Annotated in this window: 12 protein-coding genes and 1 pseudogene; 10 read left to right on the top strand and 3 right to left on the bottom strand. The window is 41.9% G+C overall.

Annotated elements, in window-relative coordinates; translation table 11 throughout:
* The first annotated feature begins 46 nt into the window (after positions 1–46).
* The 3 genes from BLU33_RS16590 to BLU33_RS16580 all read left to right on the top strand — a co-directional run bounded on the left by BLU33_RS16590 (position 47) and on the right by BLU33_RS16580 (position 5,625).
* Positions 47–2,503: a glycoside hydrolase family 31 protein gene (locus BLU33_RS16590; protein WP_091375442.1), complete on the top strand. Its 2,457-nt coding sequence runs from the start codon at positions 47–49 to the stop codon at positions 2,501–2,503.
* 635 nt (positions 2,504–3,138) lie between these two features.
* Complete coding sequence (glgB, locus tag BLU33_RS16585) at positions 3,139–5,241, top strand: 1,4-alpha-glucan branching protein GlgB (RefSeq protein ID WP_091375438.1); 2,103 nt, start codon at positions 3,139–3,141, stop codon at positions 5,239–5,241.
* A 189-nt stretch (positions 5,242–5,430) separates the two neighbouring features.
* Positions 5,431–5,625, top strand: a complete 195-nt coding sequence (locus BLU33_RS16580) for a hypothetical protein (RefSeq protein ID WP_157682187.1) — start codon at positions 5,431–5,433, stop codon at positions 5,623–5,625.
* An 89-nt stretch (positions 5,626–5,714) separates the two neighbouring features.
* On the opposite strand, the gene BLU33_RS16575 is transcribed toward BLU33_RS16580, so the two are convergent.
* The 3 genes and pseudogenes from BLU33_RS16575 to yihA form a co-directional block, all read right to left on the bottom strand.
* The gene (locus BLU33_RS16575; protein ID WP_091375433.1) at positions 5,715–6,569 is read right to left on the bottom strand and encodes a UbiA-like polyprenyltransferase; all 855 of its coding nucleotides are present in this window, start codon (positions 6,567–6,569) and stop codon (positions 5,715–5,717) included.
* Between the two features lie 100 nt (positions 6,570–6,669).
* A pseudogene (locus BLU33_RS25700) lies at positions 6,670–6,992 on the bottom strand (endonuclease domain-containing protein).
* 24 nt (positions 6,993–7,016) lie between these two features.
* A complete protein-coding gene (gene yihA, locus BLU33_RS16565; RefSeq protein ID WP_091380734.1) occupies positions 7,017–7,652 on the bottom strand; it encodes a ribosome biogenesis GTP-binding protein YihA/YsxC in 636 nt (211 codons plus the stop codon).
* Positions 7,653–7,706: 54 nt separating this feature from the next.
* On the opposite strand from yihA, the gene BLU33_RS16560 reads away from it, so the two are divergent.
* From BLU33_RS16560 to BLU33_RS16530, 7 genes are all read left to right on the top strand, one after another.
* Positions 7,707–8,195, top strand: coding sequence for a VOC family protein (locus tag BLU33_RS16560; RefSeq protein WP_091375431.1), 489 nt, complete (start codon positions 7,707–7,709; stop codon positions 8,193–8,195).
* A gap of 126 nt (positions 8,196–8,321) precedes the next feature.
* The gene (gene ubiE / locus BLU33_RS16555; protein ID WP_091375428.1) at positions 8,322–9,053 is read left to right on the top strand and encodes a bifunctional demethylmenaquinone methyltransferase/2-methoxy-6-polyprenyl-1,4-benzoquinol methylase UbiE; all 732 of its coding nucleotides are present in this window, start codon (positions 8,322–8,324) and stop codon (positions 9,051–9,053) included.
* Positions 9,050–9,796, top strand: a complete 747-nt coding sequence (gene porT, locus BLU33_RS16550) for a type IX secretion/gliding motility protein PorT/SprT (RefSeq protein WP_091375425.1) — start codon at positions 9,050–9,052, stop codon at positions 9,794–9,796. Before ubiE ends, porT begins: the two co-directional genes overlap by 4 nt.
* 42 nt (positions 9,797–9,838) lie before the next feature.
* The gene (locus BLU33_RS16545) at positions 9,839–10,597 is read left to right on the top strand and encodes an SDR family NAD(P)-dependent oxidoreductase (protein ID WP_091375422.1); all 759 of its coding nucleotides are present in this window, start codon (positions 9,839–9,841) and stop codon (positions 10,595–10,597) included.
* A 174-nt stretch (positions 10,598–10,771) separates the two neighbouring features.
* The gene (locus BLU33_RS16540) at positions 10,772–11,221 is read left to right on the top strand and encodes a GatB/YqeY domain-containing protein (RefSeq protein WP_091375419.1); all 450 of its coding nucleotides are present in this window, start codon (positions 10,772–10,774) and stop codon (positions 11,219–11,221) included.
* Between the two features lie 202 nt (positions 11,222–11,423).
* Positions 11,424–12,185 (top strand): alpha/beta fold hydrolase, encoded by a 762-nt coding sequence (locus tag BLU33_RS16535; RefSeq protein ID WP_091375416.1) that lies wholly within the window; start codon positions 11,424–11,426, stop codon positions 12,183–12,185.
* A 2-nt stretch (positions 12,186–12,187) separates the two neighbouring features.
* On the top strand, positions 12,188–12,850 hold the full coding sequence (locus tag BLU33_RS16530) for a CBS domain-containing protein (protein WP_091375413.1): 663 nt from the start codon (positions 12,188–12,190) through the stop codon (positions 12,848–12,850).
* Positions 12,851–12,857: the final 7 nt, after the last annotated feature.

Here is a 12,857-nt window from a genome sequence, read left to right as displayed (position 1 = left end):
TAGGATATTGATAGGTGCGCGAATTATTAACGACTAATTACTTTTAATGGAAGATAAGATACTAAATACGGAGCTGTTAATCAATAAATTACTTGAAGAGGAAGAGGAGTTTCACCACGTAAATAACCCTGCGGCTGATATTAAGCCGGTTATAAAAAAGTATCTTGGTGTTCCCAATCATGCGGAACAATTGGGAAATAAAATCTACTTTACTGATGGCGACGCTAAGGTTGAGGTAGTAGTGGTTACTGATGAAATTATCCGGGTAAGATTAGCCCCGCACGGCGTGTTTTTAGATGAATTTTCCTATGCTGTACCTAAACTGGTGCATAAGGATGCCGCATTCATTTTGCTTGAAAACGAATCAGAATATATTGTTTCATCGCGTGTGGTAAACTGCCACATCCGCAAGAAAGACTTTTTTATATCATTTTCTGATAAGAAGAACCATATTACCAGTGCTGATGCTGTACCGATGCACTGGGAAGAGAACGTTAAATTTGGTGGTTATTATGTGTTCTGCACCAAGACCTGCGCTACCGAGGAAAGCTTCTTTGGCCTTGGAGATAAACCAACAGAACTTAACCTGCGTGGCAAAAGGTTAAAAAACTGGAATACCGATGCTTATTCATTCGCCTGGAACCAGGATCCGCTTTACCGTAGCATCCCTTTTTATATCAGCCTGAATGATAATATAGCTCACGGAATTTTCTTTGATAATACTTTTAAGGCACAGTTTGATTTTGGTGCCGAAGATAAAACCAAAACCAGCTTTTGGGCTGATGGCGGCGAGCTGCAATACTATTATATCCACGGCCCGCATATGATGGATGTGGTAAAAAGCTACCATATTTTAACAGGTACGCACCCTATGCCGCCACTGTGGGCATTAGGCTACCACCAATGCCGCTGGAGCTATTACCCGGAGGCTAAGGTTAGGAAAATAACAACAGGCTTTAGAGAGAATAAGATCCCTTGCGACGGTATCTACCTTGATATAGATTATATGGACGGTTACCGTTGTTTTACCTGGAACCGCAAATATTTTCCTGATCCAAAGAAAATGATTAGCGAATTAGCTGCCGAAGGTTTTAAAACGGTAGTAATTATTGATCCGGGTATTCGTGTGGATGATAATTATTCGGTGTTTAAAGAGGGTAAGGCCAACAGATATTTTTGTCGCCGTAGCGATGACTACTTTATGGAGGGCCACGTATGGCCGGGCCGATGTCAGTTCCCTGATTTTACCAACCCCGAGGTACGTACCTGGTGGGGTGGTTTGTTTGATGAGCTGGTAGAGATGGGCGTTGCCGGTGTTTGGAATGATATGAATGAGCCTGCCGTTTTTGGTGCAGGTACTTTCCCTGATGATGTGCGCCACCAGTACGATGGTTTCCGCGGATCGCACCGTAAGGCTCATAATGTTTATGGTATGCAAATGGTACGCGCTACCTATGAGGGTTTGCGCACCATCATGAAAAATAAGCGCCCTTTTACTATCACCAGGGCAGGCTACTCAGGCGTACAGCGTTATTCATCCGTGTGGACGGGGGATAACGTGGCATCGTGGGAGCATTTACAGCTGGGCAATATCCAATGTCAGCGCTTATCAGTATCGGGTATCCCGTTCTGTGGTACTGATATCGGTGGTTTTAGCGGCGAACCGGATGGCGAACTATTTACCCGCTGGATACAGATGGGAACTTTTTCACCATTTATGCGCGCGCACTCTGCGGGTGATACCAAGGAGCGTGAGCCATGGAGCTTTGGCGAGCCATATACTGCCATCAACCGCAAATTTATTGAGCTGCGTTACAGGCTGATCCCTTATTTGTATTCAACTTTTTGGGAGCATCATCGTTATGGTTTTCCAATTTTAAGGCCGATAGTGATGCAGGAGCAGGATGTGCTGCTGAATCATTTCCGCCAGGATGAGTTTACTTATGGCGATAAAATACTGATCTGCCCGGTTATGCAGCCAGGCCAAACCAGCAGGAAAGTATATCTGCCAAAAGGAAAATGGTATAATTTCTGGACAAATGAAATGGCTGACGGCGGACAGGAAACAATGGTTGCCACACCGTTGGAAACTATCCCAATCTTCATAAAAGCAGGTTCAGTTATACCTGAATACCCGGTAATGCAATACATCGGCGAAAAGGAAATTGAAGAAGTTAAACTGAATATCTATTACAGTGATTACGAGGTAAACTCTTTCCTTTTTGAGGATTACGGCGAAACATTTGCCTATGAGCAGGATATCTACCTCGAGAAAAAATTTGTGGTAAATGGCGATAATAAAAAATTAACCATACAACAAAGTATGGAAGGTTTATATACGCCAAGATACGAAGGCTATCATTTTAACCTGCTAGGCCTGCCGTTTAAACCAGGCAAGATTGTTGCCGATGGTAAGGAGATAACCAGTTTTACAACAGGTAAGGATAAAGTGACGGAGTTTAAATTCAGTAAGAATTTTAAGCACATAGAGATTTATAAGTAAAACCATTCCTCGCAATGGCGATTGAAGAAAAAGAAGTTCACCCTCTTTGCGGCTTGCCGCAGAGAGGGTTGACTAGTGAAACGAAGTCGGGGTGAGTCAACGGAGCGCGTCGAAGCTCCGCGTTAGGGATGGTAGCGGATACCGGCTTGTGACTAAGGCTTGTGCAGTATGAGTGAACAGCCCGGGCTGGAGGCAACGCCCTAATTGTAATATTATTTTAATGATTACATTAATGCAACGCCCAAAACATTACAGCGAAAATTTTCTTTAGTTTATACCAGAAAAATAAGCTTACATTTAATACCAATATAAAACCAATTATATATAGATACTGTAATTTAATGGCCGAAAAGGGTTGTTGAAATACCGCACCTTAAACTGACTTCGGAAAGTACTAAAACAGCGAATATTAAAAGTATATTTAGCAATCGCGGCGGTGTGAACCTGGGTTGTGGATTAATGGCCGTGTGTAATGAATTAGGACTACCTTAAAAAGCATAAGCATGTTCTGTTTTTTGTGATAAAATTTCAACCGGATTGTTGGATTTGAAAACACTTAGCAGTACCTGTATTGTTATAGATAATATAAAAAGGAACCCGGAATTATTATTTCGGGCTTCTAAATAATAAATACAATGGCTAAAAAGAAAGTTGACCCCGAAACACCTGAACCAGCAAAGAAACCGACAGCAAAAAAAGCAACAACAAAAAAAGCTGCTAAAGTTGTAGATGCCGAAACAAAACCTGTTAAGGCAGTAAAAAAGAGTTCACCGGTAAAAAAGAGTTCGCCTGCAAAGGCTACAGATCCTGTTGTTGAAGAAATTGTGCTAAAAAGTGTTGAGCCTTACAGTCGTTTTACTGATTTCGATATCGGCTTATTTAAATCGGGCAAGCACTATAAATTGTACGAGAAGTTTGGCGCCCATGTGGTTGAACATAAAGGTATTGTAGGTACTTACTTTTCTGTTTGGGCACCCAATGCGCAGTATGTTGCTGTGGTAGGGAATTTTAACGGATGGAACCGCGGCTCGCACGGACTTAATGCCCGCTGGGATGCATCAGGTATTTGGGAAGGTTTTATCCCCAATATTGGCGTTGGCGAAACTTATAAATACTACATAAAATCATCAACGGGCGAAGACCTTGAAAAAAGTGATCCGTTTGCTTTACGCTGGGAATTGCCGCCGCACACAGCGTCGATTGTTGTAGATACCTATTACGAATGGCGTGATAAGGAATGGATGCACAAGCGCTACGAGCATAATGCGCTTGACAGGCCTTATTCTGTTTATGAAATGCACGTTGGCTCATGGGCGCGTAGTGTGGAGAGCCCCGATGAGTTTTTAACTTACCGTCAGCTTGCTGCCAAACTGGTGCCTTACATACAGGAAATGGGCTTTACCCACGTGGAGTTTATGCCGATAATGGAGCACCCGTATTACCCAAGCTGGGGTTACCAGATCAGCGGTTTTTATGCGGCATCATCACGTTACGGCTCACCGCAGGACCTGATGTATTTGATAGAAGAATTGCACCAAGCTGATATCGGGGTAATACTGGATTGGGTGCCTTCGCATTTCCCGGGAGATGTACATGCCTTATATAATTTTGACGGCACACACTTATATGAGCATGCTGACGTAAGAAAAGGCTTCCATCCCGACTGGAAATCATACATATTTAACTATGGCCGTAACGAGGTACGTGCGTTCCTGATCAGTAACGCCCTATTTTGGCTTGACCGTTACCATGTGGATGGCTTGCGCGTGGATGCGGTGGCATCAATGCTTTATTTGGATTACTCGCGCAAAGCAGGTGAATGGGAGCCAAACATTTACGGTGGCAACCAGAACCTGGAAGCTGTATCATTACTTAAAGAATTTAACGAAGCTGTTTATAGTCATTTCCCCGATGTGCAAACTATTGCAGAGGAATCAACTGCATTTACAGGTGTTAGTCGGCCGGTATATTTAGGCGGTTTAGGTTTTGGCATGAAATGGATGATGGGCTGGATGCATGATACTATAAAGTATTTTTCTGAAGATCCGATTAATCGCAAATATCATCATAACCAGATCACATTCAGCTTAATATATGCCTTTACCGAAAACTTTATGCTGCCTTTTTCGCATGATGAGGTGGTATATGGCAAAGGCTCGATGCTGCGTAAAATGCCGGGTGATGAGTGGCAGCAATTTGCCAACCTGCGCCTGTGCTATAGCTATATGTTCACCCATCCGGGAGCAAAACTACTCTTTATGGGGGGCGAATTTGGCCAGGGAACGGAATGGAACTTTGAAAAATCGCTGGAATGGTATGTATTGGAATATCCTAACCATAATGGTATAAAAGAAACAGTTAAAGCATTAAATAAACTGTACCGATCAGAACCTGCTCTATATGAAAAGGCATTTGATGGTTCGGGGTTTGAGTGGATAGATGGCGGTAATGCTAATGATTCTATACTGATATATACCCGTAAAGGTTATGAAAGCGTAAACGACCTGGTGATAGTACTGAACATGACCCCGGTTGTACGTTATGATTTTAGGGTTGGTGTACCTGATAGCGGTCAGTGGAAAGAGATTTTCAACTCCGATGCTGAAAATTTCTGGGGTACCGGTATCATTAATTATGATGCGGTAACTTCAGAAAAAGTGAACTGGCACGGCAGGGAAGATTCCATTAACGTAACTATACCACCGTTGGGAGCTTCGGTATTTAGGAGGGTGAAGTAAATAATATCTAAAACCTCTTTGTCATTTCGACGAGGTACGAGGAGAAATCTTCTGCGACTTGCATATCCGCTTTGCATCTTCCCAGAAGATTTCTCTCTATCGTTCGAAATGACAGGAAGGCACCGCTGGTTTCAGTCTATGACTGAAACCCCGGATCATAACAGTTTACAACTGTGTAAAACGAAAATTATGAGCAAGAAATTCTTCTATTTATACCTGATCGGCGGCATCATCGCACTTATACTGTTGGTGAAAGATATTATAACCGCGTACCCATCAATGATAGCAACAAGAGATATTGCATTTGATGTTGTTCCGGCGGCTCTGTTTTTCTATCTCGCCTTTAAAACCTACCAGGAAAAAAACGATCAGGAATTACGGTAGTGAGTTGAAAGGTAAAAGGCGAAAGCTAAAAGGAGCATTGTGCATATACCTTTTAGCTTTCGCCTTTCAGCTTTAACCTTATTAAGAAACTATCGTATCCACAACCTATCCAGTAAAAAGAAAACCGCGAACACCACGCTGGCAATGCCATTGGTGGTCATGAATGCGAAGTTAACCCGGCTCAGGTCGTTAGGTTTAACCAGCAGGTGCTGGTATACCAGCATTGAACAAAAGAATATAATACCTATGTAATAGGGGATACCCACATGCGTAAAGAATACCGGCATAATCACAAATATGGCCGATAGTACATGCAAAAACGTAGATAACCTCAAAGCATTTACCTTACCCAGATAAGCGGGTATAGAATGTAATTTTTCATCCTGATCAAAATCAATATCCTGTAAAGCGTAAATAATATCGAAACCGCTCACCCAGCATAAAACTGATAGAGAGAAGAACAGTGGCGTAATTGCGAAACTCCCGGTAATCACCAAATAGGCGCCGATAGGTGCTAATGATAAACCCAGGCCTAAAACTAAATGGCATAAAGCCGTAAAGCGTTTAGTTGCGCTATAACCCAATACCACAAACAAAGCCACCGGCGAAAGGAAAAAACAAAGCGGATTAATAAACCAGGTGGTGCCAATAAACAGCAGGCAGTTAGTAATAGTAAAAGTCAACGCCGCCGCCGGACTGATCCTGCCCGAAGGTATATCACGCTGTTTGGTCCGCGGGTTTTTAGCATCAATATTTCTATCCAAATAACGGTTAAATGCCATCGCCGAGTTGCGGGCAAATACCATACACAATACCATCAGTACTAGTTTCACCCAATCAAACTTGTGTTCAGTAGTAGTCACCGCCAAAAAAAAGCCAATAAAGGCAAACGGCATCGCGAAAATAGTATGTGTAAAGGTTACTAATGATAGATATTTTTTCATTTGATGTATTTCTAGTTCCCCTCTTGAGAGGGGTTAGGGGTGTGTTCTGCGTTATTCTCGTATGCTAAAATGTACGTTTCAATCGTTCTCAAAACATTTGTTATGTTTTTTTTACTTCTTGCTCAGTAAATCTTATGATAGTTAAATTATAAGCTTCCAATTCCTTTTCACGCAACAAATCTAATTCATAAGTTTCAATATGGTTATGATAGCTTCCATCTATTTCTATCACCAGATCTAATTCATAACAATACAGATCTACTATATAATTTAAAAGCGGTTTTGTCGATGAAAATCATAACCATGAAATTGTTTATTCTTAATTTCCTTCCATAACAAAGTTTCACCTAATGTACTTTCATTCCTCAGCTTGCGGGCCAATTGTTTTAGGTTTGAGTTATAGGGTATGATTTTGCGCGGCATACTTTTATGTCGTATAACACACCCCTAACCCCTCTCAAGAGGGGAACCGAATGTTGCCGGCACTACAAACCCCTGGTTTATCCCTCCAATAAAACCTAAAATCTCATCCCGGCCGTCATGCGTTTCCGATGAGGTTACAAAAATATCAGGTACCTCATCAAATGTAGCTAAAAGCGCTTTTTTAAATTTAGCGATGTTCTGATCTGTCTTTACTGATGATTGCTTATCAGCCTTGGTAAATACCAACACAAACGATAAACCTTTTTCACCTAGCCAGTTGCAAAATTCCAGGTCGATCTTTTGGGGCTCAAGTCTGCTGTCTATCAGTGCCATTACGCATTGAAGGCTCTCTCTTTTATCCAGGTAAGTGTGAATGAACTTATCCCAGTCTGCTTTTTTGCTTTTTGAGGCACGGGCATAGCCGTAGCCCGGCAAATCCACAATATACCAGTTATCATTGATCAGGAAATGGTTGATCAGCTGGGTTTTACCCGGAGTTTGTGAAGTTTTTGCTAATCCCTTTTTAGCGGTAAGCATATTAATAAGGGACGACTTCCCCACGTTCGACCTTCCGATAAAAGCATACTCGGGCTTTACCGGTGGTGGCAGTTTAGAAATTTGGGTGTTGCTGCAAATAAACTCGGCAGATTTTACAATCATTGTACAAAGGTAAAATTTGTTTTCCTTAAATTTGATGTTTAAACATTTATTATTATGGAAGATTACAAAATTCCTGCCCAAACCCGTATTGGCCATGTACACTTAAAGGTTAGCGATCTGCAAAAGTCGCTTGATTTTTATTCCGGGTTGCTTGGTTTTGAGAAAATGGCTGCTTACGGCGATCAGGCCGCGTTTATTTCAGCAGGCGGCTATCATCACCATATTGGTTTAAATACATGGCACAGCAAAGGCGCGCCACCAGCACCTGAATATGCTCCCGGACTTTATCATACAGCTATATTATATCCTGAAAGAAAAGATCTTGCCCAAATACTGCAAAGACTGATCGATGCCAAATACCCCATCACCGGTGCATCAGATCACGGCGTATCCGAAGCTATATACCTGGATGATCCTGACGGCAACGGCGTTGAGCTCTATTGGGATCGCCCGCGCGAGGACTGGCCATTGGGTCCTGATGGAGAATTAACTATGTATACGCGGGCATTGGATGTAAGAGGATTATTGTCGCTTGCTCATTAGTTTACTGGTTCATTAGTTGATTGGTGCATAGCTGTAGATTGGTTGGCGATATTAACGCCATAAAAGACCAATGAACTAATGAACCAGTGAACCAATGAACGAAAAAAACTATCTTTGCCCCATTCTATGAGCGAAACTATAACCCCGTACCAGGATAAGGATGCTACCAAAAAAGCGCAGGTGGCCGATATGTTCAATAATATATCCAAAACTTACGATTTTCTGAATCATTTTCTATCGTTGGGTATTGATATCATCTGGCGTAAAAAAGCTATAAACGAACTGAAGAAAGATCAGCCGCAGTTAATACTGGATGTAGCAACCGGCACCGGCGATTTTGCTTTTGAGGCCTTATCCATCTTAAAACCGAAAAAAATTATCGGGGTTGATATTTCGCAGGGCATGCTGGATATCGCGCAACAAAAAATAGATAAACGCCAGCTCGGCGATAAATTTGAGATAAAACTGGGCGACTCAGAAAAACTCCCATTTGAGGCTGACGCGTTCGATGCGGTTACCGTAGCTTTCGGCGTTCGTAACTTTGAGAACCTTGAAGTTGGTCTTGCCGATATTCATCGCGTGCTAAAAACAGGAGGCAAAGCAGTGATCCTGGAGTTTTCAAAACCAAAAGCTTTCCCTATAAAGCAATTATATAATTTCTATTTTGCTTATATTACACCCGGCATAGGCAAGATATTTTCGAAGGATGCACGGGCATATAGCTATTTACCAGAATCGGTGGCTGCTTTTCCCGACGGAGAAAAATTTATCAGCCTGATGCATAAAGCAGGATTTAAGCATACCAAACACAGGCCTTTAACGTTTGGTATCTGTTCAATTTATACAGGCGTTAAATGATTAAAAAACGGTACTTAACCATTATTGTACTACTGTTTTGCAGTAATTTGTTATTTGCCCAGGAGGCCCCGAGCCCTTTTGCATGGGGTGGCGGTGCCGATCAGCAGGATCTGAGCTTTGGTTTTTCCTTTTCATACGTAAGCACCTATTTCAAAATATTAAAAAATCCCGACTGGCGCAGTCCGTTTTTAGATAAGCAAAATGGTAATGCACCGGTCACCAGTGATTTAAATAGTTTAAGTTCACCAAATTCACCCGGTTTCGCTGTTGGATTTTTAACACGTTACCGGATTACCGAGCACCTGGAAGCCCGTATTACCCCCTCGCTAATTTTTGCCGACCGCCAGCTGAGTTATGTTTATGCTAATCCAAGTGATAATGTTAAAAAATCAGTACAATCAACTACAGTTGATTTTCCTTTGTTATTGAAACTAAAGTCGGACAGGTTAGGTAATTTCAGGGCTTATTTATTGGGCGGTGTAAAATACTCTTATGCCATAGGGGCCAAAAAAAGTGATGCAGAAGCGGCCCTGCTTGATAAAACCGTTAAAACCGTGTCGGGCTATGCTTCTTATGAAGCAGGCTTAGGCTGTGATATTTATTTCGAATATTTTAAAATGTCGCCTGAGATTAAGCTCTCCAATTCAATGGGAAATGTACTGGTTCCCGAAAATCAGCCATTCTCGGCGCCTATCAGCAAATTGTCATTACATACTTTAATGTTTAGCCTGTACTTCGAATAGTGTTTAAAAAAAACTAATTTCGCAGCTAATAGTTATTACACTATGGCCAAAATTGCATTAATTACCGGAGCGACTTCCGGCATCGGAGAAGCTACCGCTCATCTATTCGCCCGTGAAGGGTATAATCTTGTACTAACGGGCCGCCGGCTCGACAGGTTGGATAAACTGGCAGCCCAGCTCAACAAAAAGCATAATATCGAAGTAGCAGTATCATCATTTGATGTGCGCGACCGCGCGCAGGTGATCGAAAACCTGGAGGCTTTACCCGCCAAATGGAAAAAGATAAATGTGCTGATAAACAATGCCGGCCTGAGTCAGGGCCTTGACCCGATTGATAAAGGCGATCTTGATGATTGGGATACCATGATTGATACCAATGTTAAAGGCTTACTTTACGTAACCAAAATAGTATCAAACTGGATGATAGCCAACGGTAACGGCCATATAGTTAATTTAGGCTCGATTGCCGGGATTGATGTTTACACTAATGGAAATGTATATTGCGCTACAAAACATGCGGTTGACGCGCTTAATAAAGGCATGCGACTGGATCTTTTGCCGCATGGTATAAAGGTAACTGCGATACACCCAGGAGCTGTTGAAACAGAGTTTTCAAACGTTAGGTTTAAAGGAGATGATGCAAGGGCCAAAAAAGTTTATGATGGCTTTGATCCGCTGGTAGCTGATGATGTAGCCGAAACCATTTGGTTTGCCGTATCGCGCCCTAAACATGTAAACATAAACGAACTGGTTGTTATGCCAACAGCGCAGGCAAACGGGAGTACTATATTTAGAAAGTAATTTAAGTCCGGAAGTCCGAGAAGTCGGAAAGTCCGGAAGTGAAAAAAATAAAAGAGTAATTTTTTAGTCCGAAAGTCCGGTAAGTCGGAAGGTCCGGAAGTAAAAAGTAAAAACATAAAATAAGATCTTCCGGACTTTCGGACTTTCCCGACTTCCGGACTACATAAAAAAAACATGTCACTAACCACACAAATAGACCAGGATATTAAACAGGCCATGCTGGCAAAGCAGGCCGACAGGCTGCGCGGATTGCGTGCAATAAAATCAGCATTATTACTGGCCCGTACCGAAAAAGGCGCTGCCGAAGAGGTAACACCTGAAGCCGAAACCAAAGTATTGCAAAAGCTGGTAAAACAGCGTAAGGAATCAGCCGAGATCTATAAAACACAAAACCGCGACGACCTGTACCAGGTGGAAATGGAAGAACTGGAAGTAATTGAGGCCTATTTGCCAAAGCAAATGACCCATGACGAGGTTGAGGCTTATTTAAAAGAGGTGATAGCCCGTGTTGGCGCTACATCTGTTAAAGATATGGGTAAAGTTATGGGTGCCGCAAATAAAGAGCTTGCCGGCAAAGCCGATGGCCGGACAATATCAGAGGTTGTGAAACAGTTGTTAGGGTAATTTGGTTGATTAGGTGAGTTGTTGATAAAGTTAATTAAGTTTTTAACCCAGTCAACTAACCAGCACAATCAAAACTTAATCAATTAAAAACAATAATAAAACTTGTAACTCAACCGCAATAAACTATTTTTATACCGGATAGCCGGAATTGAACCAAATAACAAACTGGTTCTGGTTATCAACTTAATATTAAAATATCTATATGGATTTCGTGCTTAAAGAGCAAAACGGGTTTAGTTATATCGATGAGGGCGAAGGTGAGGTGTTGTTGTTACTGCATGGCTTAATGGGTGCATTAAGTAATTGGGATGAAACTGTAAACTATTTTAAACCAAATTACCGGGTTATAATACCCATGCTGCCAATTTATGACCTGCCGTTGCTAACCACAGGTGTTAAGTCCGTTTCAAAATTTGTGCACAAATTTGTAAAGTATAAAAAGCTAAAGGATTTTACTATTATTGGTAATTCATTAGGTGGGCACGTGGGTTTAATATATGTATTGGCTCATCCTGGTTTTGCAAAGGCCATGGTATTAACCGGCAGTTCGGGCTTATATGAAAATGCTTTTGGTGGTACTTTCCCTAGGCGCGAAAGTTATGATTTTGTGAGAGAGAAGGTGGAATTTACCTTTTATGATCCAAAAACTGCAACAAAAGAACTGGTTGATGATGTTTTCAAGACTATAAATGACCGTCACCGCGTTGTTAGGATATTGGCTATGGCAAGATCGGCTATTCGTCATAACATGAAGGATGATCTCCATAAAATACATATTCCCGTAGGTTTAATATGGGGAAAGAATGATAAAGTTACACCTCCTGAAGTTGCTGTTGAATTTCATGAGATGCTGCCGAAGTCGGATCTGGTTTGGATAGACCATTGCGGGCATGCCCCTATGATGGAGCAGCCGGCCGAGTTTAATGAGGCCCTGAAGGAGTTTTTAAACAAACAAAAAATATAACCATGCTTGCAATTGAGCTGATTGCCGATGAAATTACCCCCATTCACACCTCTGACACTGTGCAGAAGGTGGTTGACCGTATGGTGGAGTTTCGTGTAAGGCACCTGCCAATTGTAAACGAGGATCAGTTCCTGGGTATGCTTGCCGAGGATGACCTGGTTAATGTAACCGACAATCAAACACAAATTGGCGCGCTGGCATTATCGCTGGTGAACCCTTATGTACGGGAAGATCAGCATATATATGATGTTATCCGTTTGTTTTATGAGCAAAAACTCACTGTTGTGCCGGTGCTTGATATCAAGAATAATTATTTGGGCCTGATATCTATCAACGCCATGAATGAGTATTTCGCAAGACTTACATCTGTATCACAGCCGGGCGGCATTATTGTACTGGAGATCAACAATAAAAACAATTCGCTGGCACACATGTCGCAAATTGTGGAGTCTGATAACGCGCAGATCCTGAGCTCCTATATTTATGCCTATCCTGATTCAACCCGTGTAGAAGTAACCCTGAAGGTCAATAAACAAGATATATCAGCCATTATAGCAACATTTTTGCGCTACGAGTATGATATTAAGGCTACCTTTAACCATACCGGCGATAACGACAACTCAAAAGATCGTTACGATTCATTAATGAATTACTTAAATTTATAAAAGTTCA

Source organism: Mucilaginibacter mallensis, from assembly GCF_900105165.1.
Taxonomy (GTDB): domain Bacteria; phylum Bacteroidota; class Bacteroidia; order Sphingobacteriales; family Sphingobacteriaceae; genus Mucilaginibacter; species Mucilaginibacter mallensis.
This window is presented reverse-complemented; position numbering and strand designations above follow the sequence as displayed.